General features: G+C 73.0%; 24 protein-coding genes. 19 read left to right on the top strand and 5 right to left on the bottom strand.

The window, feature by feature from the left end; translation table 11 throughout:
* Nucleotides 1-203 precede the first annotated feature (203 nt).
* Nucleotides 204-671 (top strand): cysteine dioxygenase, encoded by a 468-nt coding sequence (locus tag IMZ35_RS02265; RefSeq protein WP_199439155.1) that lies wholly within the window; start codon nt 204-206, stop codon nt 669-671.
* Here IMZ35_RS02265 and IMZ35_RS02260 read toward each other — a convergent pair.
* A complete protein-coding gene (locus IMZ35_RS02260) occupies nt 655-1284 on the bottom strand; it encodes a pyridoxamine 5'-phosphate oxidase family protein (RefSeq protein WP_199439154.1) in 630 nt (209 codons plus the stop codon). The two genes, IMZ35_RS02265 and IMZ35_RS02260, sit on opposite strands and share 17 nt — an antisense overlap.
* Before the next feature lie 70 nt (nt 1285-1354).
* Here IMZ35_RS02260 and pdxR point away from each other — a divergent pair, with 70 nt between their 5' ends.
* Entirely contained in the window at nt 1355-2788 is a 1434-nt protein-coding gene (gene pdxR, locus IMZ35_RS02255) for a MocR-like pyridoxine biosynthesis transcription factor PdxR (protein ID WP_199439153.1), read from the top strand.
* A 77-nt stretch (nt 2789-2865) separates the two neighbouring features.
* Nucleotides 2866-3936, top strand: coding sequence for a D-alanine--D-alanine ligase family protein (locus IMZ35_RS02250; protein ID WP_199439152.1), 1071 nt, complete (start codon nt 2866-2868; stop codon nt 3934-3936).
* Nucleotides 3937-3972: 36 nt separating this feature from the next.
* Here IMZ35_RS02250 and IMZ35_RS02245 read toward each other — a convergent pair whose 3' ends face one another.
* Nucleotides 3973-4527 (bottom strand): DUF3515 domain-containing protein, encoded by a 555-nt coding sequence (locus IMZ35_RS02245; RefSeq protein ID WP_229369946.1) that lies wholly within the window; start codon nt 4525-4527, stop codon nt 3973-3975.
* Between the two features lie 94 nt (nt 4528-4621).
* Here IMZ35_RS02245 and IMZ35_RS32050 point away from each other — a divergent pair, with 94 nt between their 5' ends.
* Nucleotides 4622-4747 carry a hypothetical protein gene (locus IMZ35_RS32050; protein ID WP_199439151.1) on the top strand — a complete coding sequence of 42 codons (126 nt, stop codon included), beginning with the start codon at nt 4622-4624 and terminating at the stop codon, nt 4745-4747.
* Between the two features lie 10 nt (nt 4748-4757).
* On the opposite strand, the gene IMZ35_RS02235 is transcribed toward IMZ35_RS32050, so the two are convergent.
* Nucleotides 4758-4991, bottom strand: coding sequence for an Lrp/AsnC ligand binding domain-containing protein (locus tag IMZ35_RS02235; protein WP_199439150.1), 234 nt, complete (start codon nt 4989-4991; stop codon nt 4758-4760).
* Between the two features lie 97 nt (nt 4992-5088).
* Between IMZ35_RS02235 and IMZ35_RS02230 the strand changes: the two genes are divergently transcribed.
* The 4 genes from IMZ35_RS02230 to IMZ35_RS02215 all read left to right on the top strand — a co-directional run bounded on the left by IMZ35_RS02230 (nt 5089) and on the right by IMZ35_RS02215 (nt 7854).
* Nucleotides 5089-6057 carry a thiamine-phosphate kinase gene (locus IMZ35_RS02230; RefSeq protein ID WP_307867670.1) on the top strand — a complete coding sequence of 323 codons (969 nt, stop codon included), beginning with the start codon at nt 5089-5091 and terminating at the stop codon, nt 6055-6057.
* Between the two features lie 9 nt (nt 6058-6066).
* The gene (locus IMZ35_RS02225) at nt 6067-6543 is read left to right on the top strand and encodes a GNAT family N-acetyltransferase (RefSeq protein WP_199439149.1); all 477 of its coding nucleotides are present in this window, start codon (nt 6067-6069) and stop codon (nt 6541-6543) included.
* 94 nt (nt 6544-6637) lie between these two features.
* Entirely contained in the window at nt 6638-7165 is a 528-nt protein-coding gene (locus IMZ35_RS02220; protein ID WP_199439148.1) for a gamma carbonic anhydrase family protein, read from the top strand.
* Between the two features lie 11 nt (nt 7166-7176).
* Nucleotides 7177-7854 (top strand): uracil-DNA glycosylase, encoded by a 678-nt coding sequence (locus IMZ35_RS02215; RefSeq protein ID WP_199439147.1) that lies wholly within the window; start codon nt 7177-7179, stop codon nt 7852-7854.
* Between the two features lie 262 nt (nt 7855-8116).
* Here IMZ35_RS02215 and rpmB read toward each other — a convergent pair whose 3' ends face one another.
* Nucleotides 8117-8308 carry a 50S ribosomal protein L28 gene (rpmB, locus tag IMZ35_RS02210; RefSeq protein ID WP_199439601.1) on the bottom strand — a complete coding sequence of 64 codons (192 nt, stop codon included), beginning with the start codon at nt 8306-8308 and terminating at the stop codon, nt 8117-8119.
* Nucleotides 8309-8478: 170 nt separating this feature from the next.
* Here rpmB and IMZ35_RS02205 point away from each other — a divergent pair, with 170 nt between their 5' ends.
* Nucleotides 8479-10107 carry a DAK2 domain-containing protein gene (locus IMZ35_RS02205; RefSeq protein WP_199439146.1) on the top strand — a complete coding sequence of 543 codons (1629 nt, stop codon included), beginning with the start codon at nt 8479-8481 and terminating at the stop codon, nt 10105-10107.
* Nucleotides 10108-10153: 46 nt separating this feature from the next.
* Nucleotides 10154-12367: an ATP-dependent DNA helicase RecG gene (recG, locus tag IMZ35_RS02200; protein ID WP_199439145.1), complete on the top strand. Its 2214-nt coding sequence runs from the start codon at nt 10154-10156 to the stop codon at nt 12365-12367.
* A gap of 104 nt (nt 12368-12471) precedes the next feature.
* Here recG and IMZ35_RS02195 read toward each other — a convergent pair whose 3' ends face one another.
* On the bottom strand, nt 12472-13776 hold the full coding sequence (locus tag IMZ35_RS02195) for a coiled-coil domain-containing protein (protein WP_199439144.1): 1305 nt from the start codon (nt 13774-13776) through the stop codon (nt 12472-12474).
* A gap of 601 nt (nt 13777-14377) precedes the next feature.
* On the opposite strand from IMZ35_RS02195, the gene IMZ35_RS02190 reads away from it, so the two are divergent.
* The 9 genes from IMZ35_RS02190 to IMZ35_RS02150 all read left to right on the top strand — a co-directional run bounded on the left by IMZ35_RS02190 (nt 14378) and on the right by IMZ35_RS02150 (nt 23057).
* Complete coding sequence (locus IMZ35_RS02190; RefSeq protein WP_199439143.1) at nt 14378-17755, top strand: pyruvate carboxylase; 3378 nt, start codon at nt 14378-14380, stop codon at nt 17753-17755.
* A 123-nt stretch (nt 17756-17878) separates the two neighbouring features.
* Nucleotides 17879-18958 (top strand): MBL fold metallo-hydrolase, encoded by a 1080-nt coding sequence (locus IMZ35_RS02185; RefSeq protein WP_438816809.1) that lies wholly within the window; start codon nt 17879-17881, stop codon nt 18956-18958.
* Nucleotides 18959-19031: 73 nt separating this feature from the next.
* Nucleotides 19032-19598 carry a 16S rRNA (guanine(966)-N(2))-methyltransferase RsmD gene (rsmD, locus tag IMZ35_RS02180; RefSeq protein ID WP_199439142.1) on the top strand — a complete coding sequence of 189 codons (567 nt, stop codon included), beginning with the start codon at nt 19032-19034 and terminating at the stop codon, nt 19596-19598.
* Between the two features lie 54 nt (nt 19599-19652).
* Nucleotides 19653-20135 carry a pantetheine-phosphate adenylyltransferase gene (gene coaD / locus IMZ35_RS02175; protein WP_199439141.1) on the top strand — a complete coding sequence of 161 codons (483 nt, stop codon included), beginning with the start codon at nt 19653-19655 and terminating at the stop codon, nt 20133-20135.
* A 269-nt stretch (nt 20136-20404) separates the two neighbouring features.
* Nucleotides 20405-21121: a flotillin family protein gene (locus IMZ35_RS02170; RefSeq protein ID WP_199439140.1), complete on the top strand. Its 717-nt coding sequence runs from the start codon at nt 20405-20407 to the stop codon at nt 21119-21121.
* Nucleotides 21122-21224: 103 nt separating this feature from the next.
* Nucleotides 21225-21812 (top strand): YceD family protein, encoded by a 588-nt coding sequence (locus IMZ35_RS02165; protein ID WP_199439139.1) that lies wholly within the window; start codon nt 21225-21227, stop codon nt 21810-21812.
* A 2-nt stretch (nt 21813-21814) separates the two neighbouring features.
* Nucleotides 21815-21997: a 50S ribosomal protein L32 gene (gene rpmF / locus IMZ35_RS02160; RefSeq protein ID WP_199439138.1), complete on the top strand. Its 183-nt coding sequence runs from the start codon at nt 21815-21817 to the stop codon at nt 21995-21997.
* A gap of 28 nt (nt 21998-22025) precedes the next feature.
* Nucleotides 22026-22823 carry a ribonuclease III gene (rnc, locus tag IMZ35_RS02155; protein ID WP_199439137.1) on the top strand — a complete coding sequence of 266 codons (798 nt, stop codon included), beginning with the start codon at nt 22026-22028 and terminating at the stop codon, nt 22821-22823.
* 66 nt (nt 22824-22889) lie between these two features.
* A complete protein-coding gene (locus IMZ35_RS02150; protein WP_229369261.1) occupies nt 22890-23057 on the top strand; it encodes a hypothetical protein in 168 nt (55 codons plus the stop codon).
* Nucleotides 23058-23070: the final 13 nt, after the last annotated feature.

The following is a 23070-nucleotide window of genomic DNA, read 5'->3' as shown; positions in this document are numbered from 1 at the left end:
CACCTGGTGGGACCGGGTTGACCGGTGTGGTGAGCGCTGGAACCCTCGTGGAGTGCTGTTTCGCGCCATGATCGACGGGCGGGGTCACATCGACCTCGGCCTGGTCGCCAGCGCGCTCTGTCCTTCTCGGTGATCGTCTCGCGTCCGGCCGGTTCCCCGTGAACCGGTGTCCGCTCGTTCACCCGTGAAGGAACACGACTCCCATGTTCGCCGTGCCGGAGAACACCGTCGCCCTGCCCGAATCCCGTGCCGCCCTGCACCCCGTGCGCATCGCGCTGGAGGTCGCCGCGGATCGCGAGCGCTGGCGCCACCTGCTGCGCTACGACCCCGACACCCGCTTCGCGGCGCTCGTCGAGCGGACCCCCGAGCAGGAGGTCTGGCTGATGAGCTGGCTGCCGGGCCAGCACACCGACCTGCACGACCACGGCCCCGCCTCCGGCGCGTTCACCCTCGTCCGCGGCGCGCTGTCGGAGACCGTGGCGCGAGGAGCGGTGCAGGTCGTCCACCACCTGCACGCCGGTCAGTCCAGGGTGTTCGGGCCGGGGTACGTGCACCGGGTCCGCAACGACGGGCCGGACCCGGCGGTGACGGTGCACGTCTACCGGCACGGGCCGCGCGCCACCACCCCCTACCGCTTCGACCCCGTGGACGGGCCTACCGCGCTCGGCTGAGCACGTGCGGGGGCACCGCGAGGTCCGACGCCGGCAGCGGCTCGCCCCACACCGCGCGCAGCGGCAGCACCCCGGCCCACGCCGTGTTCGCCTCGACGTCGGCCTCGTCGTCGCCGGGCGGGCCGGTCCGCACCTTCACCGACGCCTCGGTCAGGTCCAGGGCCAGCACGGCCGTCGCGGCCAGCTCGCGCGGCGCGGGGCGGCGGGCGTGGTCCCACGAGCCGGGCGCGAGGTGCTCGGTGAGCACCCGCAGCGCGTGCTCGGGGTCGGCGGCCGGGACCGCGACGCCGTGCACCACGGCCGAGCGGTAGTTCATCGAGTGGTGGAACGACGACCGGGCGTAGACGACGCCGTCGACGTGCGTCACGGCCACGCACACCGGCGCTCCGGCGCTCGCCTCGCGCATCGTGCGCGCTCCTGTGGAACCGTGCAGGTAGAGCACGTCGCCGTCGCGCCCGTAGCCGGTCGGCAGCACCACGGGCGTGCCGTCGACGACGACGGCGAGGTGGCAGACCAGACCGGCGTCGAGGATCTCGTGCAGCACGGCGCGGTCGGTCTCGACCCGCGCCTTGCCGCGCCGGACGGTGCTGCGGGGAGTGGGTGAGAGCGTCATGTGCCCACTGTCGACGCTGAAGTGGCATCCTGAAAGCTCCAGTTTGCAAGTTTTCTGAAAGGCCACTTTCATGGCGGAGACCGCACTGCCGGTGACCCTGGACCGCACGTCGGCCGAACCGCTCGCCGTGCAGCTCGCCGACGCCCTGCGCACCGCCGCCGCCGAGGGCAGGCTGCGCAGCGGCGACCGGCTGCCGTCCACGCGCGCCCTGGCCACCCGGCTGGGCGTGAGCAGGACGGTCACCGCCGCCGCCTACGAGCAGCTGCACGCCGAGGGCTGGATCGCCGGGCGGCACGGCTCCGGGACCTACGTCACCACCACCCCGCCCGGCGCGCTGCGCAAGCGTTCGCGCAAGGCCGCGCCCGCGCCCAGCAGCACCGAGGTGGTGGACCTCGCGCCCGGTGCGCCGTGGGCCGACGGGCTGGACCGGGCCGCGTGGCGGCGGGCGTGGCGCGCCGCGGCCGACGCGGCGCCGCTGTTCCGGCCGCAGCGCGCCGGACTGCCCGAGTACCTGTCGGTCGTGGCCGAGCACCTGCTGCGCCACCGCGGTCTGGCCGTGCGGAGTCACCGCGGCCTCGCCGTGCAGAGCGGGCCGAGCGAGGAGCTGGTGCTCGCCACCGGAGGCACGACCGCCGCGCTCACCGAACTCGCCGCGGCCGTGTTCCGGCCCGGTGACGCGGTCGCCGTGGAGGAGCCCGGCTACCAGCGCGCGGTGTGGGCGCTGCGCGGGGCCGGCCTGCGCGTGCTGCCCGCGCCCGTGGACGAGGAGGGGCTGCTCGTGGAGGGCGTCCCCGCCGGTGTCCGGGCCGTCTACTGCTCACCGGCGCACCAGTACCCGCTGGGCGGGCGCATGTCCGCCGGTCGCCGCGTGGCGCTGGTGGAGCGGGCCCGTCGCGACGGGTGGCTCGTGGTGGAGGACGACTACGACGGCGAGCTGCGCTACGACGTGGCGCCGCTGCCGCTGCTCGCCGCGCTCGCCCCGGACGTGGTGGTGCACCTCGGCACCACCAGCAAGATCCTCACGCCGACGCTCGGCGCGGGCTGGATGGTCGCCCCGGAGGCCGTCGCCGCGCAGGTGCTGGCGCACCGCGACCGCACCGGGACGAGCCCGGCCCCCGCGGGGCAGCGCGTGCTCGTGGAGCTGGCCCGGCACGGCGACCTGGGACGGCACCTGCGGCGGCTGCGGCGCGAGCTGTCCGAGCGGCGGGCCCTGCTGGTGGACGCGCTGGGCGAGGCCGGGATCGAGGTCGTGGGCGACGACGCGGGCGCGCACGTCGTGGTCCGCCTGGCGTCCGACCGGGCCGAGCGGGAGCTGCTGGCCGCCGCCGAGCAGCGCGGCCTGCGGCTGGACGGCCTGGGACGGCACCACGCGGGACGCCCGGTCGTGCACGGTGCCGCCATCGGGTACGGCGCGTGCTCCCGCGAGCAGCTCGTGGCCGCCCTGCCCGTGCTCGTGTCGCTGCTGTCCACCCGGGACCGGACGATCTCCGGAGGGGACCGGTGATCGGCGCAGGTGACGTCCTCGTCACCCCGCCCGGTGACCGGGTCGGTGCGGTTGAGCCATCCGGGTAGGTTGACCCCATGACGCAGCGCAAGACCAGGGTCGCCGTCGTCTTCGGCGGACGCAGCACCGAGCACACGGTGTCCTGCGTGTCCGCCGGGAGCGTGCTGTCCCACATCGACCGCGACCGCTTCGAGGTCGTCCCGGTCGGCATCACCCAGCAGGGGGCGTGGGTGGTCGGCGGCAGCGAGACGGCGCACTCGCTGGAGATCCGCGACGGCAACATGCCCACCGTCGCCGCGCTGGTGCCCGCCGGGGAGACCGCGCTGGTGCCGGTGCAGCCCGGTGAGGCCCTCGACGGCGTGGACGTGGTGTTCCCGGTGCTGCACGGCGCGTGGGGCGAGGACGGCACCGTGCAGGGCCTGCTCGAACTCGCCGACCTGCCCTACGTCGGTCCCGGTGTGCTCGCCAGCGCCGTCGCGATGGACAAGGTCTTCACCAAGACCCTCCTCGCCGCGGCCGGGCTGCCCGTCGGCACGTACGCCGTGCTGCGGCGCGACCAGGAGACGCTGAGCGCCGACGAGCGGGAGCGCCTCGGTCTGCCCGTGTTCGTCAAGCCGGCGCGCGCCGGGTCCTCCGTGGGCATCAGCCGGGTCACCGACTGGGCCGAGCTGGACGAGGCGATCGACCTCGCCCGCCGCACCGACCCCAAGGTCATCGTCGAGAGCGCCGTGTCGGGCCGCGAGATCGAGTGCGGCGTGCTGGAGTTCCCCGACGGCCGCGTGGAGTCGTCGCTGCCCGCCGAGCTGCGCCTCGTCGGCGACGGCGTCGAGTGGTACGACTTCGACGCCAAGTACGTCGACGACGTGTGCGAGTTCGACATCCCGGCGAAGCTGGACGACGACCTGTCCGCCGAGCTGCGCGCGATGGCCGTGACCGCCTTCCGCGCCCTGGACTGCCAGGGCCTGTCCAGGGTGGACTTCTTCGTCGGCGACGGCGGTGAGCTGGTCGTCAACGAGATCAACACGATGCCCGGCTTCACGCCGATCTCCATGTTCCCCCGGATGTGGGCGGAGACGGGCGTGGACTACCCGGAGCTGATCAGCACGCTCGTCGACACGGCTGTCGCCCGCGGCACCGGACTGCGCTGACCGAGCGGGGGAGCGTTCCCGCGGGAACGCTCCTCCTCAGCTCCCGCCGGTGTCGACCGGCCGGGCGGCCAGGCGGTCGCGCAGTGCTGTGGAGACGTCCTGGAGCGGACCGGTCCCCGCGTCGTCCGGCACGGTCAGCGCCACGTAGACCGCGCGGTCCACGGCGTACCAGGTGGACGCGCCCTCGCCCTCGACCTGCAACCACTGCACGTCGGACACGACCCGCAGGGCCGAGGTCGGCGTCAGCTCACCGGGCCGGTCGAGGCCGCACCGCAGCACCACGGGGTCGCGCTCGGCGCTGCCCCACGCGACCGCCCCCGCGGGCGCCGGCTCGGCGATCTCCCGCCGCTCCAGCACGACCTCGTCGGACAGCAGCGACACGGGCAGCGTGCTCACGAGGTCCGCGCACTCCGAGGACCCGGCGGCGGGGGCGGGCACGGCCACCAGGCCCAGCGGCCCCGCGCGGTCGGCCGACGGCGCGGCGGGGTCGGACGTGCCGCTCGCGCCGAGCACCAGGCCCACCGCGGCGACACCGGCCACGAGCAGCACCGGAAGTCCGATCGCCACGGCCAGCAGCGGCTTCGGCAGCAGCGAGACGTGCTCGGCCTCCACCGGGCTCCGCTCGTCCGGCGGAGCCGCCGCGTCGTCCGGCGCGGTCTTCTCCGGCACGGTCTTCTCCGGGGCGATGTTCTCCGGCGCGGTCTTCTCCGGCGCGGTTTTCTCCGGGGCGGTGCTGTCGATCACGGCGTCGTCCGCGTCGTCTCCTGGCCGGCGTGCGCCGGGGGCCTCGTCTGCTGACACCCCGCTATGACAGCACGGGGTCAGAGGTGGACCACCGGGCAGGTCAGGGTCCTGGTGATGCCCTCGACGTTCTGGATGCGGGCGACCACGAGCTGTCCGAGCTGGTCGACGGTGTCCGCGTCAGCGCGGACGATCACGTCGTACGGACCCGTCACGTCCTCGGCGGTGGCGACACCGGCGATGCCGGAGATCTCCGCCGCGACGGCCGCGGCCTTGCCGACCTCGGTCTGGATGAGGATGTATGCGTGCACCACGGCGTGCCCCTTCGTCGCGACGGGCTGGGTCGGGGTAGGAACGTCAGCGGCAACGTACCCCAGCCGGGGTTCCGAATGCTCAGAGTGGGAGGCAATCGTGCGCCCGGACGCGCCGCAGAACGCGGACACGGTCGCTGAGGTGGGTGAGTTCGGTCTCATCCGCAGGGTGACTTCTGGGAGGGTGCAGCCGCCCACCACCCTGCTCGGCCCCGGCGACGACGCCGCCGTGATCGCCGCACCCGACGGTCGGGTCGTGGCCTCCACCGACGTGCTGGTCGAGAACGTGCACTTCCGGCTGGACTGGTCCTCCCCCGAGCAGGTCGGGCGCAAGGCGGCGGCGGTGAACCTGGCCGACATCGCCGCGATGGGGGCGCGGCCCACGGCCCTGCTCGTGGGCATCGCGTGTCCGCCCGACACACCGGCCGAGCTGGTAGAGGGCGTCACGGCGGGGCTGTGGCGCGAGGCCCGCGTCGCCGGAGCGGGCGTGGTCGGGGGCGACATGGTGACGTCCGCGACGCTGGTGATCTCGATCACGGCGCTCGGCGACCTGGGTGGCGTCGAGCCGGTCACCCGGTCCGGCGCGCGGGTGGGCGACGTCGTCGCCGTGTGCGGGAAGCTCGGCTGGGCGGCGGCGGGGCTGGCCGTGCTGGGCCGGGGGTTCCGCTCGCCGGTGGCGGTCGTGGGCGCGCAGCGCTCGCCCGAGCCGCCCTACCCGGCGGGACCGCAGGCCGCGGCGGCGGGAGCGACCGCGATGGTGGACACCTCGGACGGTCTGCTCGCCGACCTGGGACACGTCGCCACCGCGTCGGGGGTCGCCATCGACATCCGCACCGAACTGCTCCAGGTCCACCCGCGACTGGTGGACGTGGCCTCCGCGCTGGGCGCCGACTCGCGGCACTGGGCGCTGACGGGCGGGGAGGACCACGCGCTGGCGGCGACGTTCCCCGATCCCGCTGCGGTCCCGGAGGACTGGCAGACGATCGGCAGCGTGCGCCGCGGTTCGGGTGTGACGGTCGACGGCAGGACCTACGAAAAGCCTTCAGGTTGGGAGCACTGGCGGACGTAGAATCGACGCATGGAACTATGCACGATCGCGTATGATCATCCAGACGCGATGAAGCTGATCGACGAGGTGCAGCAGGTCTACGTCGAGCGCTACGGGGAGCAGGACGTCACGCCGGTCGATCCGGCCGAGTTCGCGCCCCCGCTCGGCCACTTCGTCGTGGGCTACCTCGACGGCGTGCCCGTGGCCTGCGGCGGCTGGCGCGCCCAGGACGGTCCCGCGCCCGATCACGAGCCGGGCGACGCCGAGATCAAGCGCATGTACGTCTCCTCGTCCGCGCGGGGCAGGGGACTCGCCCGGCAGGTCCTCGCCGAACTGGAGCACGCCGCCCGACTGGCCGGTCGCCGCCGTCTCGTGCTGGAGACCGGCATCCGCCAGCCCGAGGCCATCTCCCTCTACCGCTCCAGCGGCTACGAGCAGATCCGCAACTTCGGCGTCTACCGGGACCACCCGGAGAGCGTCTGCTTCGCGAAGTCCCTGCCGAGCTAGCACCGCCCGCCCGCCGGCGGTCCGCCGCGGACGGAGGTGCTGTCCCGCCGACCCGTGTTGCAGACTGGGCCTTCCGCGATCGAGGAGGACGGGCGTGGCGATCTACGCGCTGGGCGAGCAGGAACCGCAGATCCACCCGGACGCCTACGTCCACCCCGACGCCACCGTGATCGGCGACGTGCGGATCGCCGCGCACGCCTCGGTGTGGCCGGGGGCCGTGCTGCGCGGCGACTACGGGCGGATCGAGGTCGGGGAGCGCACCAGCGTGCAGGACGGCACCGTCGTGCACTGCACCGAGTTCCACCCGGCGATCATCGGCCGCGAGTGCGTGATCGGTCACAACGCGCACGTCGAGGGCGCGACGATCGGCGACGACTGCCTGATCGCGTCGGGCTCGGTGGTGCTCAACGGAGCCGTGGTCGAAGCGGGTTCCATCGTCGGCGCGGGCGCCGTGGTGTCCTTCGACGGACGCGTCCCGGCCCGGTCGATGGCGCTGGGCGTGCCCGCGAAGATCCGCGAGGGCCACGTCGTCCCCGAGGGGGCGTGGCGCTACATCGTGGAGAAGTACGTCGCCGCCGCCGCCACGTACCGCAGGGATCTTCGCCGGATCGACCGGGAGTAGCCTTGTCCGCCGTGACCGGACGTCCGTTGAACGAGATCGTCGAGCCCGGCTGGGCCGAGGCGCTCGCCCCCGTTGCCGACCGCATCACCGCCATGGGGGAGTTCCTCCGCCAGGAGGTCGCCGCCGGACGCACCTACCTGCCGGCGGGGGAGAACGTGCTGCGCGCGTTCAAGCAGCCCTTCCACGAGGTCAAGGTGCTGATCGTCGGCCAGGACCCGTACCCCACGCCGGGACACGCCGTCGGTCTGAGCTTCTCCGTCGCGCCCGACGTGCGGCCGATCCCCAAGAGCCTGGTCAACATCTACAAGGAGTACGAGGAGGACCTCGGCCTGCCGAAGCCGTCCAACGGCGACCTCACGCCGTGGACCGAGCAGGGCGTGCTGCTGCTCAACAGGGCGCTCACCGTGCAGCCCGGCAAGTCCAACGCCCACCAGGGCAAGGGCTGGGAGCAGGTCACCGAGCAGGCCATCAAGGCGCTCGCCGCCCGCGAGGAGCCCCTCGTGGCGATCCTGTGGGGTCGCAACGCCCGCAACCTGCGCCCGCTGCTGGAACCCTTCCCCTGCGTCGAGTCCGCGCACCCGAGTCCGCTGTCGGCGCACGCGGGCTTCTTCGGCTCCCGCCCGTTCAGCCGGGCGAACGAGCTGCTGGAGAAGCAGGGCGCGAAGCCGGTGAACTGGCAGCTCCCCTGATCGGAGGGGGCGCGCCGGGTGGGAACCGGTCAGTTCGCCGACGGGTGCCGCGCCGTCGCTGGCCGCGATCGGCGTCGCCGCAGGAGGAACGCGCCGGCGGCGCGAGGAGGACGACCCGTGCGGGCACGCCGGTTCGGCCGCACCTCCCGTGCCGGGCCTGAAGGGGCCGGACGGTGCGAGGACGGGGGAGTGCCACCGCCACGAGCAGAGGGGCCCGGACGGAAAGTCCGTCCGGGCCCCTCTGACGTTCTGCGGCGGTGTATCAGCCGCGCACGACCTTGCCTGCCTTGATGCAGGAGGTGCACACGTTCAGCCGCTGGCGCTGCGAGGACGAAACCTTCGCACGCACGGACTGGATGTTCGGGTTCCACCGGCGGTTGGTCTTCCGGTGAGAGTGCGAGACCGAATGACCGAAGCCCGGCCCCTTGCCACAGACGTCGCACACGGCAGCCACGTCAGCCACTCCTTCAGGGTTGCGAAAGCGGGTCTCACGCCCCGGCGGGCGCGCAAGCGTGCACAAGCCTCAGCCGGGCATGGCAACCCAGTCAGGGTAACCGGTCGGCGGCACGCGGACCAAACCGGCCCCGTTACCCTCGCCGCAGCACGAGCACGGGAGGACGTCGGGTGGACGCTCTGGATGCCACGGCGGTGCGTCGCTGGGCCGACGCCTGCGTCCGGTCGCTGGACGCCCACCGCGAGGCCATCGACAGGATGAACGTCTTCCCCGTGCCGGACGGGGACACGGGCACCAACCTGCTGCACACCATGCGCTCCGCCCTGGACGCCCTGCTGCGCGCGCCGGAACAGGCGCGGGTCGCGGTGGGGACGTCGCTGGCGGAGCTGGCCAGGGGAGCGCTGGCCGGGGCGCGCGGCAACTCCGGGGTGATCCTGTCCCAGGTGCTGCGCGGGCTCGCCGAGGCCGTCGCCGGGGCCTCCACGGTCGGCGGGGCCGCCGTGCGCGGCGCGTTGCAGCGCGCGGACGAGCTGGCCACGGCCGCCGTGTCGCGTCCCGTCGCGGGCACCGTGCTGTCGGTGCTGCACGCCGCGGCGGAGGCGGCGCGCGACTGCGACTGCGACGACCTCGACGCGGTCACCACGGCGGCGGCCAGGGCCGGTGCCGTCGCGCTGGCCGACACGCCCAGCCAGCTCGCCGTCCTCGCCAGGGCCGGTGTGGTCGACGCGGGCGGGCGCGGCCTGCTCGTGCTGCTGGACGCGCTCGTGGCCGTCGTCACCGGCGACGAGGTGACCGGGGCGGCGACACCGGTCCTGCTCGCCAGGACGCCCGAGGCACTGACCACCGCCCGCGAGTCCGGGTCCGGCGAGTTCGAGTACGAGGTCATGTACCTGCTCGACGGCTGCGGCGAGCCGGAGGCGGAGGCGCTGCGCACCGCGCTCGGCGCGCTGGGCGACTGCGTGTCGGTCGTCGGCGACGGCGCGGACCTGTGGACCGTCCACGTGCACTGCAACGACGTGGGCGCCGCGATCGAGTCGGGTGTCGTGGCCGGGCGTCCGCACCGCATCACCGTGTCGCGCTTCGCCGACCAGATCACCGCGCAGGCGCCCCGGTTCGTGCGGGACCGCGCGGTCGTCGTGCTGGTCAGCGGCGCCGGCACGGCCGGTCTGTTCGGCGCGGAGGGCGCGACCGTGTTCGACCTGTCCACCACGTCCGGCGTCGCGGCGGCCGACCTGCTGGCCGTGGTCGCGGGCACCCGCGCCCGGCACGTCACCGTGCTGCCGGGCGACCCCGACCTGCGTCCCGTCCTGGACGAGGCGGTGGGCCAGGCGGTGCAGGCGGGCCAGGACGTCGTCGTCGTGCCCACCGCGTCCCCGGTGCAGGCCCTGTCCGCGCTCGCCGTGCACGATCCGGGCCGCAGGGCGGGTGACGACGTGGTGGCGATGGCGGAGGCCGCCGCGGCGACCCGGCGCGGCGAGGTCGCCGTCTCCGATCGGGACGCCATCACCTGGGTGGGCCGCTGCGCGCCCGGCGACGTGCTGGGGATGCTGGACGGCGAGGTCGTGCTCGTGCAGCCCGGACCGGCCACCGACGACGTCGTCACGGAGCTGGTGCGCCGGTTCGCCGACCGGATGCTGAGCGGCGGCGGAGAGCTGGTCACCGCCCTCGTCGGGGCCGGTGCGCCCGCGGGGCTGGCCGACGCCCTGGAGGCCCACCTGCGCACCGAGCACCCCGAGGTCGAGCTGACCGCCTACGTCGGCGGCCAGCCGGACTCGCTGCTCCTGCTCGGCGTGGAGTGACGCGCTTCGGCGGGTCTGTCGGACGCCTGCGGTTGAATGGAGCGCGATGACGACCTTCGACGACAAGCTGGCCCCGCTGCTGGGCGCCAAGAGCGCCGACGCGCTGGAGGCGGGCCTCGGCGTGCTCACCGTCGGCGACCTGCTGCGCCACTACCCGCGCCGCTACGACGAGCGCGGCAAGCTGACCGACATCGCGAGCCTGGAGCTCGACGAGTACGTCACGGTGCAGGCGCGGGTGAAGTCGGCGAACAAGCGCCAGATGCGCACGCGCCGCGGCAGCATGCTGGAGGCCGTCCTCACCGACGGCACCAGCACGCTGAACTGCGTCTTCTTCAGCGGTCCCGCCAACAAGGCGGCGAAGGAGCTGCTGCCGGGCAGGCAGGCGCTGTTCGCGGGCAAGGTCGGCAAGTTCCGCAACGTCCTGCAACTCGCCCACCCCGAGTACGAGCTGCTGGACGGCGCCGACGACGAGTCGGCCGTGGAGGACTTCGCGGGCGGCTTCATCCCGGTCTATCCGGCGGCCAAGGGCATCCAGAGCTGGAACGTCGCCAACTGCGTCAAGCAGCTCCTCGACGTGTGGGACGGCGTGCCGGACGAGGCCGACCCGCTGCCGCGCGAGCTGCGCGAGCGGCACGGGCTGGTGCCGCTGGAGCAGGCGCTGCGCGACGTGCACCGGCCGCGCGGCTGGGCCGAGGTCACCGTGGCGCAGCAGCGGCTCAAGTGGGACGAGGCGCTCGCGGTGCAGCTCGCCCTCGCCCAGCGCCGCACGTCCGCCGCCGCCCGCCCCGCCCCGGCGTGCCCGCCGCGTCCGGACGGCGTCCGGGAGGCGTTCGACCAGCGGCTCCCCTTCGAGCTGACGGCCGGTCAGCGGGAGGTCGGCGAGCAGGTCGCGCGGGACCTGTCGGGCACCCAGCCGATGAACCGCCTGCTCCAGGGCGAGGTGGGCTCCGGCAAGACGCTCGTGGCGCTGCGGGCGATGCTCCAGGTGGTCGACGCGGGCAAGCAGGCCGCGATGCTCGCGCCCACCGAGGTCCTCGCCGCGCAGCACGCCAGGTCGCTGCGCGAGTCGCTCGGCGACCTCGCGATGGCCGGTGAGCTGGGCGGGGCCGAGCAGGCGACCCGCGTGACGCTGCTGACCGGATCGATGAACGCCGCGCAGCGCAAGAGGGCGCTGCTGGAGATCGTCTCCGGCGAGGCCGGGATCGTCGTCGGCACGCACGCCCTGATCCAGGACGGGGTCGTCTTCGCCGAACTGGGCCTCGTCGTGGTCGACGAGCAGCACCGCTTCGGCGTCGAGCAGCGCGACGCCCTGCGCACGCGTGCGGGGGAGACGAACCCGCACGTGCTCGTCATGACCGCCACGCCCATCCCGCGCACGGTCGCCATGACCGTCTACGGCGACCTGGAGGTCTCCGCGCTGCGCGAGCTGCCGCGGGGTCGCTCGCCCATCAGCACGTCGGTGGTGCCCGTGGCGGAGAAGCCCGCCTGGCTCGGCCGGGCGTGGCAGCGCATCGTCGAGGAGGTCGCGAAGGGCCACCAGGCGTACGTGGTGTGCCCGCGCATCGGCGACGGCTCGGCCGAGGACGACGGCGGTGACCCGGAGCTGGACGAGCCACCGGCCGAGGACGGCGGCGGGGGCGAGCGCCGCGCTCCGCTGGCGGTGACCGACGTGGCAGCGCGGCTCAGGGAGGGCGCGCTGCACGGCCTGCGCGTGGAGGTGCTGCACGGCAAGCTCCCGCCGGAGGAGAAGGACGCCGTGATGCGGGCCTTCGCCTCGGGCGAGATCCAGGTCGTCGTGGCCACGACCGTCGTCGAGGTCGGCGTGAACGTGCCCAACGCCACGGTCATGGTGATCATGGACGCCGACCGGTTCGGCGTGAGCCAGCTGCACCAGCTCCGCGGCAGGGTGGGGCGCGGCAGCGCGCCGGGCCTGTGCCTGCTGGTGACCGAGATGCCGGAGGCCACGCCGACGATGCAGCGGCTGCGGGCCGTGGAGTCCACCCTGGACGGGTTCGAGCTGGCTCAGCTCGACCTGGAGCTGCGGCGCGAGGGCGACATCCTCGGCGCGGCCCAGTCCGGGAAGCGGTCCGGGCTGAAGATGCTGTCGCTGCTGCGCGACGAGGACCTCATCGACGAGGCGCGCGCCGAGGCGCAGCGGTTCGTGGACGACGATCCGGACCTGGTGCGTCACCCCGGCCTCGCCGGGATGGTCTCGGGCCTGCTCACCGACGACCGCGCGGAGTACCTGGAGAAGGCGTAGAGATCACACGGTCGAGCGGACCTGTCGGGGTGTGGTGGCACGGGGACCGGTGTGGCCCCCGTGCGCACCCCGAACCCGGTCGCCGAGCTGGTCGCGCCGCCGGATCAGCGGCGTCCGCCCGCCCTGGGAATCCGCTTGGTCTTCTCGTCCGCGACGCCGACCGGCCGCTCGACGCCGGTGCTCTCCGGCTTGGGCTCCGCGGCCCTGACGCCCGCGGCCCTCACCCCGGCGGCCTTCGCGACCGGGGCCTGTGCCGCGGGAGTCTGCGCGACCGGAGTCTGCGCCGCGGGAGCCTGCGCGACCGGAGCCTGCGCCTCGGGGGCCTGCGCCTCTGGAGTCCGCACCTCTGGAGTCCGCACCTCGGGGGCCTGCGCCTCGGGAACCTTCGTGGTGGCCTCCGCGGCCCCGCCGGGCACCGGCGCGAGGCTGCTCACCGCGGCCTGCACGGCCGCCTGCGCCGCGGTGAACTGCTCGGCGAGCGCCCGGTGCGTCGCCAGCATGGCCGCCGTGCGCTCGTCGGCCTCCGCGGTGCGGCGGGCGGCGTCCTCGGTCGCCTCCCTCAGCAGCGTCGCCGCCTTCTCGGCGGCCTCCGCCGTGAGCTGCTCGGCCTTCGTCAGCGCGTCGGACTCCAGCTCGGCGATCAGCTTCTCGGTCTCGGCCGTGCGGGAGGACAGCGTGCCGTCCAGCTCGGCGAGCACGGTCGTGCGGCGCTCCTCGGCCTCGGCGACGATCGTGTCGGCCTTGGCGCGCGCCTCCGCGACGAGGAGCTGGTGCTCCTTCGTCAGCGTCGTCTTGAGCTGGTCGTACTCCTTGTCCAGCTCGTCGTGGTACGTGGAGTACTTCTTCTCCAGCTGGCTGCGGCGCTCCTCCAGCTCGGTGGTCCTCGCCTCGAACTCGGCGGTCGTCCGCTCCTTCTCCGCACGCGCCTCGGCCACCAGGGCCTCGTGCTCGGCGGTCAGCTTGGCGCGCAGCTCCTGGTGCTCGGTCTCCAGTTCGGCGCGGCGCTGCTCGTACTGCTTCTCCAGGTCGGCCTGACGACCGCTGAACTGGGCCTCCAGCTGCTTGCGGCGCTCCTCGGTCTCACCGAGCAACCGCTGGTGCAGCGCCTTCTGCTCGGCGGCGTGCCGCTCGGCCTCGCCCATCGTGGCGTTCGCCTGGTCCATCGCGGTCTTGCGGATCTCCGCGATCTCCTCCTCGGCGAGGCCCATCATCACGCGGACGCGCTCGGTGACGTTGGAGGCGTTGACCGGGCTGTTGGCGATGCTGCTCAGCTGCCCCTTGACCTTGTCCAGCTCGGCGCGCGTGCTGGAGAGGATCTTGGTCAGCTCGGCGGCCTGGGCGGCCGCCGCATCGCGACTCCGACTCGCGTTCTTCAGGTCGAACTCCAGCCTGGTGACTCTCTCGTTCACCTGGCGCTGGTTGTACCCGCGCAGAACAACGTCAAAGTGCGGAGTTCGGGCACCGGAGTGCCCGTTCGCGTCAGCCCCGGCCATATTCCCAACCCTACCGAGAAATTCCGGGAGTCCTGCACACCATCCGGTGAAGGCTGCCGCCCCGGTGCGGCACCGCGCACCACGGCGACGGCCCGGACACCTCTCCTGTGTTCTCCGTCACAGGTGTCGCGCGGCAACGCCGCAGGTACGCGGGTTGCGCGACGTGAAGATCGACATCAGGAGCGGTCGAACCGAATACGAGCACCCTTCGTCACACGTCGAAATGTGCGAATCGGTCGAGATCTCTCATTCCCCGCCAGGCGGCACCGCGTTCGGGTGATCAAGGGGCGCGTGATCCAGCGCTAACCGCACACCTCCGTCGGGGGCTGCGCACGGGGCATGCCTCGGGCAGACTGCTGCACCGTGCGCCCAGCTCACACGCCGGTGAGGCGATCGGCTGAACCGCGTCGGACGTCGATCGAGATGACGTCCGTCACGTGAGACAGATCTCCCGCCTGCCGGAACGAGCGCGGTAGCGTGCCACTCGGACCGCCGAGCTACCGGGAGGGAACGACAGATGTTCCGAAAGGTTCTTGTCGCCAATCGTGGCGAGATCGCGATCAGGGCGTTCCGCGCCGCCTACGAGCTCGGCGCGGGAACCGTCGCGGTCTTCCCGCACGAGGACCGCAACTCCCTGCACCGCCTGAAGGCGGACGAGTCGTACGAGATCGGCGAGCCCGGTCACCCCGTCCGGGCCTACCTGACGGTCGAGGAGATCATCGCCGCCGCGCGCAGGGCCGGTGCCGACGCCGTCTACCCCGGTTACGGCTTCCTGTCGGAGAACCCCGACCTCGCCACGGCCTGCGCCGAGGCGGGCATCACCTTCGTCGGCCCGACCGCCGAGGTGCTGGAGCTGACCGGCAACAAGGCCCGCGCCATCGCCGCGGCCCGCGAGGCCGGACTGCCCGTGCTCAGCTCGTCGGAGCCGTCAGCCGACGTCGACGCGCTGCTGGCGTCGTCGCAGGACATGACCTTCCCCGTCTTCGTGAAAGCCGTCGCCGGTGGTGGTGGCCGCGGGATGCGCCGCGTCGCGGAGCCCGCCGCGCTGCGCGAGGCGCTCGAAGCGGCCATGCGCGAGGCCGAGTCGGCCTTCGGCGACCCCACGGTGTTCCTGGAGCAGGCCGTCGTCGAGCCGCGCCACATCGAGGTGCAGATCCTCGCCGACGGCGCGGGCGACGTGATCCACCTGTTCGAGCGCGACTGCTCCGTGCAGCGGCGGCACCAGAAGGTCATCGAGATCGCCCCGGCCCCGAACCTCGATCCCGAGCTGCGCGAGCGGATGTGCGCCGACGCGGTGCGCTTCGCCCGCCACATCGGCTACCGCAACGCCGGCACCGTCGAGTTCCTGCTCGACCGCGCCGGGAACTACGTCTTCATCGAGATGAACCCGCGCATCCAGGTCGAGCACACGGTCACCGAGGAGGTGACCGACGTCGACCTCGTGCAGTCCCAGATGCGCATCGCCAGCGGTGAGACCCTCGCCGACCTGGGTCTGAGCCAGGACTCCGTGCAGCTGCGCGGCGCCGCCCTCCAGTGCCGCATCACCACCGAGGACCCGGCCAACGGGTTCCGCCCCGACACCGGGATGATCAGCGCCTACCGCTCGCCCGGCGGTTCCGGCATCCGCCTCGACGGCGGCACCACCGGCGCGGGCACCGCGATCGGCGGGCACTTCGACTCGATGCTGGTGAAGCTCACCTGTCGCGGCCGCACGTTCGCCGCCGCCGTCGCCCGCTCGCGCCGGGCCGTGGCGGAGTTCCGCATCCGCGGCGTCTCCACCAACATCCCGTTCCTTCAGGCCGTGCTCGACGACCCCGACTTCTACGAGGGCCGGGTCACCACCTCGTTCATCGAGCAGCGTCCGCACCTGCTGACCGCCAGGCACTCCGCCGACCGCGGCACGCGCCTGCTGACCTACCTGGCCGACGTCACCGTCAACCGGCCCCACGGCGAGCGGCCGTCCATCGTGGACCCCCGCGACAAGCTGCCCGCCGCCGACCTGAAGGCCGAGCCCGCGCCCGGCTCGCGTCAGCGGCTGCTGGAGCTCGGTCCGGAGGGCTTCGCCCGCTGGATGCGGGAGAGCCGGGCCGTCGGCGTCACCGACACGACCTTCCGCGACGCCCACCAGTCCCTGCTCGCCACCAGGGTCCGCACCAAGGACCTCCTCGCGGTCGCCCCGCACGTCGCCCGGCTGACCCCCCAGCTGCTGTCCCTGGAGTGCTGGGGCGGCGCGACCTACGACGTGGCGCTGCGGTTCCTCGCCGAGGACCCGTGGGAGCGGCTGGCCGCGCTGCGCGAGGCCGTGCCGAACATCGCGCTCCAGATGCTGCTGCGCGGTCGCAACACCGTCGGGTACACGCCGTACCCGGAGGCCGTGACGACCGCGTTCGTCCAGGAGGCGACGAAGACCGGCGTCGACGTCTTCCGCATCTTCGACGCGCTGAACGACGTCGAGCAGATGCGTCCGGCGATCGAGGCCGTGCGCGAGACCGGGACGGCCGTCGCCGAGGTGGCGCTCTGCTACACCTCGGACCTGTCCAGCCCCGACGAGCGGCTCTACACGCTCGACTACTACCTCGGGCTCGCCGAGCAGATCGTCGCCGCCGGAGCCCACGTCCTCGCGATCAAGGACATGGCCGGACTGCTCCGCGCACCGGCGGCGACCCGCCTGGTCACCGCGCTGCGCAAGGAGTTCGACCTCCCCGTCCACCTGCACACCCACGACACCCCCGGCGGTCAGCTCGCGACCTACCTCGCCGCGATCGCGGCCGGTGTGGACGCGGTCGACGGCGCGGCGGCGTCGATGGCCGGAACGACGTCGCAGCCCGCGCTGTCCTCGATCGTCGCCGCCACCGACCACACCGAGCACGCCACCGGGCTCGACCTCACGGCCGTGTGCGACCTGGAGCCCTACTGGGAGGCCGCGCGCCGCGTGTACGCGCCCTTCGAGTCCGGTCTGCCCTCGCCGACCGGCCGCGTGTACCGCCACGAGATCCCCGGCGGCCAGCTCTCCAACCTGCGCACCCAGGCCGTCGCGCTGGGACTCGGCCAGAAGTTCGAGGCCGTCGAGGCGATGTACGCCGCCGCCGACCGGATGCTCGGCCACCTGGTGAAGGTCACGCCGTCGTCCAAGGTCGTCGGCGACCTCGCGCTGCACCTCGTCGGCGCGGGCGTCGCCCCGGAGGACTTCGAGGCCGACCCCGGCAAGTACGACATCCCCGCGTCCGTGATCGGCTTCCTGCACGGTGAGCTGGGCGACCCGCCCGGCGGCTGGCCGGAGCCGTTCCGCACCAAGGCGCTCGCGGGCCGCAGCGCTCCCCGCGGCGTGGAGGAGCTGGGCGAGGAGGACCTGCGCGGCCTCGCGGAGAACCGCAGGGCCACGCTGAACCGCCTGCTGTTCCCCGCTCCCACCAAGGAGTACCTGGCCCACCGCGAGGCCTACGGCGACACCAGCGTGTTGCGCAGCAAGGACTTCTTCTACGGCCTGCGGCCGGGGGAGGAGTACCAGGTGGACCTGGAGCCCGGTGTGCGGCTGCTCATCGGCCTGGAGGCGATCGGAGAGGCCGACGAGCGCGGGATGCGCACCGTCATGGCCACCCTCAACGGTCAGCTCCGGCCCATCCAGGTGCGCGACCGGTCCGTCGCGTCCGACCTGCCGGTCGCGGAGAAGGCCGAGCACGGCAACCCCAACCACGTGGCCGCGCCGTTCGCCGGGGTCGTCACGCCGTCGGTCGCCGAGGGCGACAGCGTCGACGCCGGGCAGACCGTCGCCACCATCGAGGCCATGAAGATGGAGGCGGCCATCACCGCTCCCGTCGCCGGTGTCGTCGCCCGTCTCGCGATCGGCGGCGTGCAGCAGGTGGAGGGCGGGGACCTGCTCGTCGTCCTGGAGTGAACGAGCGCCGCGCCGGGCTGCTGTGTCAGTGCGCTGTGATGGTGCGCTGTGACGGTGGCCCGGCGCGGGAACGCCCGCGTCCCCCCGCGCGTTGCTCTGCCAGGACGACAGAGGGGAGGTTCCGTGATCGGCAAACTGCTCACCGCGGGACTCGCGGCCACCGCGGCCGCGTGGGCGCTCAAGGACGTGCCGGCTGCGATCGGTGGCACACCGGACCCGGCGAAGATGAAGCGCTCGCCGCAGTTCCGCGACGGCGTGTTCCACAACAGGGCCGTCACCAGCACGCTGACCCCCAGCAACAGCGGCGGCGTGCTGCGCGACTTCCTGCGCGACGGCGACCGGCGCAAGCCGTCCGGAGCGGTTCCGCTCGTGGCCGCGCGGCCACCGGTGACCGGCGGACTGCACATCACCTGGTACGGCCACGCCTCGGCGCTCGTGGAGATCGAGGGCTCGGCCGTGCTGTTCGACCCGGTGTGGAGCGACCGCTGCTCACCGTCCGCCCTGGTCGGGCCGCGGCGCCTGCACCCGGTGCCGCACACGCTGGACCAGCTCCCGGCGCTGACCGCGATCGTCATCTCGCACGACCACTACGACCACCTCGACCTGCCCACCGTGCGCGCGCTCACCCGCACGCAGAGCGCGCCGTTCGTCGTGCCGCTGGGCATCGGGGCGCACCTGGAGCGGTGGGAGGTGCCGGCCGACCGGATCGTCGAGCTGGACTGGGACGAGACGGCCGAGGTGGGCGATCTGAAGCTCACCGCGACGGCCGCCCAGCACTTCTCCGGCAGGCTGTTCACCCGCGACACCACGCTGTGGGCGTCGTGGGTCGTCGCCGGACCGACCCGCCGCGTCTACTACAGCGGCGACACCGGTTACTTCGACGGCTACCGCGAGATCGGCGAGAAGCACGGGCCGTTCGACGCCTCGCTCGTGCAGATCGGCGCGTACGGCGACGGCTGGCCCGACATCCACATGACGCCGGAGGACGGCGTGCAGGCGCACGTCGACGTGCGCGGCGGGCTGATGATCCCCGTGCACTGGGCCACGTTCTCGCTCGCGCTGCACGACTGGTCCGAACCCGTCGACCGGGTGTGGGCCGAGACGAAGGCCAAGGACGTGGCGCTGGCCGTGCCCAGGCCGGGACAGCGGATCGACGTGGACGACCCGCCGGAGGTCGACGGCTGGTGGCAGGCCCTCGGCTGATCCCGACCGGGGTGCTCGGACGTCCGACTCGTGGTGCTGCGACGGTCAGCTCGCGGGGTGGGAGACTGGGGCCGTGACGCGCATCGTGGCCGGGAGTGCCGGCGGGCGGCGGCTGCGGGTGCCACCCCGCGGCACGCGGCCGACCTCCGACCGGGTGCGGGAGGCGTTGTTCAGCTCCCTGGAGAACACCGTCGACCTCGAGGGCGCCCGCGTGCTCGACCTCTACGCCGGGTCCGGCGCGCTGGGGTTCGAGGCGCTGTCCAGGGGGGCGGCGCACGCCGTGTTCGTCGAGTCCGACCGGCGAGCCGCCGACGTGCTGCGCGGCAACGCCCGCGACCTCGGCCTGCCGGGTGCCGAGGTGCTCGCCCGTTCGGCCGAGTCGGCCGTCGCGACCAGCGCGGCCGCGCCGTGCGACGTGGTCTTCGCCGACCCGCCCTACGCGGTCACCGACGCCGACCTGGCCGGGGTGCTGGTGGACCTCGTCGGTCACGGCTGGACCGCGCCGGGCACGGTCGTCGTCGTGGAGCGCGCGGCGCGGGGGCCCGAGCCCGAGTGGCCCAGTCCGTTGGAACCGTTGCGCACCAAGCGTTACGGCGACACGGCCCTGCACTGGGCCGTGCACCGCGCTGCGGACGGGTGACACGGACCACGACGTCGGCGGGGGTCGTCCGGTCTGGTGCTACCGTCCGAAACCATGACGCGTGCCGTGTACCCCGGCTCCTACGACCCGGTGACCAACGGGCACCTCGACATCGTCGAGAGAGCGTCTTCGCTGTTCGACGAGGTGGTCGTCGCCGTCCTCATCAACAAGAACAAGAAGACCCTCTTCTCGGTCGAGGAGCGCATGGAGATGCTGCGCGAGGTCACCGCGCAGTGGCCCAACGTGCGGATCGACTCCTGGCACGGACTGCTCGTGGACTACTGCCGCGAGCACGACGTCCGGGCGATCGTGAAGGGCCTGCGCGCGGTCAGCGACTACGACTACGAGTTGCAGATGGCGCAGATGAACCACCAGCTGTCGGGGGTCGACACGCTGTTCATGCCCACCAACCCGATCTACAGCTACCTCGCCAGCTCCCTGGTGAAGGAGGTCGCCACCTACGGGGGCGACGTCTCCACCCTGCTGCCGGCGAGCATCGAGCAGCGCCTGGTGCAGCGCCTCGGCGAGAAGCGCTGACCCGGCTCGCCCGGCCGCTCCCGCGGCCGTCGGCGAGCATTCGCACGATCGGAGGCACGTCGTCCCGCCGCGTCCGCCCGGTGGTGAACTCCGCGTGGTCGTCCTGTCGCCCGTTCGACGGTCTCCGCGTCGCGTTCTGCCCCGGTACGGGTCGCCTGGGAGCGGCTTCGGTGAGGAACCGGACACACCGTCGTGTCCTCCCCGCACGGACGGGCCCGGCAGGGCAGACTTGGCCGACAGGTTCTGGCCGGCCGTGCGAGGAGTGTGACGTGTACCGCGTGTTCGAGGCCCTCGACGAGCTCGTCACCATCGTCGAGGAGGCCCGCGGGGTCCCCATGACGTCGGGATGCGTCGTTCCCCGTGGTGACGTGCTGGAACTGCTCGACGACGTCCGGGACTCCATCCCGACCGAGCTGGACGACGCGCAGGACGTGCTCGACCACCGCGACGAGCTGGTCGGCAAGGCGCAGCACGAGGCGGAGACGGGCGTCGGCAAGGCCCGCGCCGACGCCGACCGGATGCTCGCCGAGGCGCAGGCCGAGGCCGAGCGGATGCTGTCCGAGGCGAGGGCGCGCGCCGAGCGCATGGTCGCCGAGGCGCAGGACCAGGCGGAACGCGCCGTCGCCTCCGGCCGGCAGGAGTACGAGGACCTGGTCGGCCGCGCCCACTCGGAGGCCGAGCGCATGGTCCAGGCCGGTCGCGCCAACTACGAGCGCGCCGTCGAGGAGGGCCGCGCCGAGCAGACGCGCCTGGTCGACCAGACCGAGGTCGTGCAGGCCGCCCACGCCGAGTCCGCGCGCGTGCGCGAGGAGGCGGAGGCCGAGGCGCTGCGGCTGCGCAACGAGTGCGACGCCTACGTGGACGCGAAGCTGGCCGACTTCGAGGACCTCCTCGCCCACACCCTGCGCAGCGTCGGCAAGGGCCGGTCGCACCTGCGGGGGCCCGCCGTCGCCGGGGTGTCGGCGCCCTTCGACTACCACGACTAGGTGACCTCGATACCGGGTCACCTGCCGATTTCACCATCCGACCCGTCGTCCCGTACCCTGGAGCGGCTGGTCGTGGTAGGTCCCCCACCAGCACCACCACATCATGACTGAGCACCGTCACGCCGCCGCGCGTCCCACAGCAGCCGGGCCCTGGGTCTTCGACACCAGGGACATCGGTCGTCGAGCTGGCTCCAGCCGCTCCTACCACCGGGAGGTACCCGCTTCGGGTATGGGCCTGGAGGGCGTGATCGCGGTGCCGGACGGTGGCGAGGTCGAACTGGACCTGCTGCTGGAATCGGTCGTGGAGGGTGTTCTCGCCTCCGGGACCGCGCGGACCGTGGTCGTGGGCGAGTGCTCGCGCTGCCTGGAGTCGCTGTCCAGTGAGGTCGAGGTGGACCTGATGGAGCTGTACGCGTACCCGCACAGCGCCACGGACGCCACGACCGACGAAGACGAGGTCAGCCGTCTGATCGACGACCTGATCGACCTCGAACCTGTGGTGCGGGACGCGATCGTGCTCGCACTGCCGCAGGTGCCGCTGTGCTCTCCGGACTGCCGAGGGTTGTGCTCGGAGTGCGGCGGCAAGCTGGCGGAGCTCGGGCCCGACCACGGGCATGAGACGATGGATCCTCGCTGGGCCGCGTTGCAGAAGCGGTTCGGTGCTGATCGTGATAACTCGGAGGAGAACTAGTCGTGGCCGTCCCGAAGCGGAAGATGTCGCGCTCGAACACGCGCTCGCGCCGCGCCCAGTGGAAGACCGCTGCCGTGCACCTGGTGGCGTGCCAGAACAAGGCGTGCCGTCAGCCGAAGCCGCAGCACATCGCCTGCCCGGCCTGCGGTCAGTACGCCGGCCGCCAGGTCGTCCAGCCGGCCTGATCTCCTCCGGCCGAGGAATTGGCGAATCGTGGGGGGTAGGTCGTCGCGCGGTCAGTCCGCTGACCGCGGCCCGTTGCTCGAAGCGCTCGGCGTCCACCTGGACGCCGAGCTCCTCGTGCTTGCTCTGACACACAGGTCTTACGCGTACGAGAACGGTGGCCTGCCACCGAACGAGCGTCTCGAGTTCCTCGGGGACGCCGTGCTCGGACTCGTGGTCACCGATCACCTCTACCGCACCCATCCCGACCTGCCCGAGGGGCAGCTCGCGAAGCTCAGGGCCAGCGTGGTCAACATGCACGCGCTCGCCGGAGTCGCTCGCGGACTCGGGGAAGACGGGCTGGGCGGACACCTGCTGCTCGGTCGCGGTGAAGAGCTGACCGGTGGCAGGGACAAGGCGAGCATTCTCGCCGACGGCCTCGAAGCCGTCATCGGCGCGGTCTACCTGCAGTTCGGCATAGACACCGCGCGTGCACTGGTGCACAAGCTGTTCGACCCGCTCCTGGTGGAAGCGCCTCTTCGCGGCGCGGGCCTCGACTGGAAGACCAGCCTGCAAGAGCTCACCGCCTCGGCGGGTCTGGGCGTGCCCGAGTACCGGGTCGACGACCAGGGCCCCGACCACCGCAAGGAGTTCACCGCCACCGTCGTGGTCGGCGGCAACTCCTACGGGGCCGGCGACGGGCGCACCAAGAAGGAAGCCGAGCAGAAGGCAGCGGAAGCCGCGTACCGCGTGCTGTTCGAGCGCGTCGAGGCCGAGAACGGCTCGACGTCCGACGGCCGCGCCCTGGGCTCGGCGACACCCGACACCTCACACACCGAGGAAGACTGAACGCCGATGTATGCCACGACCAGCAGGACGAACCGTCGTGTTCGCTCCACGCGCACCGCTCGCCCGGTGACCGCCTGCCACAGCGGCGGCATCCAGGGGCTGGTCCTCGTGCGGGACACCAGCCGCGCGGGTGTCTGGCTGCTCAAGCCCTCCAAGCCGCAGTCCGCCGCGTACGACGCGATGCAGGAGATCGAGGCGGCTCGCGAGGTCGAGGCCGCCAGCGCGGAGGCCTGATCCTCTTCTGATC

The sequence above is a fragment of the Umezawaea beigongshangensis genome, from assembly GCF_016464305.1.
Lineage (GTDB): Bacteria > Actinomycetota > Actinomycetes > Mycobacteriales > Pseudonocardiaceae > Umezawaea_A > Umezawaea_A beigongshangensis.
This window is presented reverse-complemented; position numbering and strand designations above follow the sequence as displayed.

What these genes read in the sequence shown, in the direction of transcription:
- IMZ35_RS02265 (WP_199439155.1), top strand. Translation starts at nt 204, where the DNA reads ATGTTCGCCGTGCCGGAGAACACCGTCGCCCTGCCCGAATCCCGTGCC.
- IMZ35_RS02260 (WP_199439154.1), bottom strand. Translation starts at nt 1,284, where the DNA reads ATGACGCTCTCACCCACTCCCCGCAGCACCGTCCGGCGCGGCAAGGCG.
- pdxR (WP_199439153.1), top strand. Translation starts at nt 1,355, where the DNA reads ATGGCGGAGACCGCACTGCCGGTGACCCTGGACCGCACGTCGGCCGAA.
- IMZ35_RS02250 (WP_199439152.1), top strand. Translation starts at nt 2,866, where the DNA reads ATGACGCAGCGCAAGACCAGGGTCGCCGTCGTCTTCGGCGGACGCAGC.
- IMZ35_RS32050 (WP_199439151.1), top strand. Translation starts at nt 4,622, where the DNA reads ATGTTCTCCGGCGCGGTCTTCTCCGGCGCGGTTTTCTCCGGGGCGGTG.
- IMZ35_RS02225 (WP_199439149.1), top strand. Translation starts at nt 6,067, where the DNA reads ATGGAACTATGCACGATCGCGTATGATCATCCAGACGCGATGAAGCTG.
- recG (WP_199439145.1), top strand. Translation starts at nt 10,154, where the DNA reads ATGACGACCTTCGACGACAAGCTGGCCCCGCTGCTGGGCGCCAAGAGC.
- IMZ35_RS02190 (WP_199439143.1), top strand. Translation starts at nt 14,378, where the DNA reads ATGTTCCGAAAGGTTCTTGTCGCCAATCGTGGCGAGATCGCGATCAGG.
- coaD (WP_199439141.1), top strand. Translation starts at nt 19,653, where the DNA reads ATGACGCGTGCCGTGTACCCCGGCTCCTACGACCCGGTGACCAACGGG.
- IMZ35_RS02165 (WP_199439139.1), top strand. Translation starts at nt 21,225, where the DNA reads ATGACTGAGCACCGTCACGCCGCCGCGCGTCCCACAGCAGCCGGGCCC.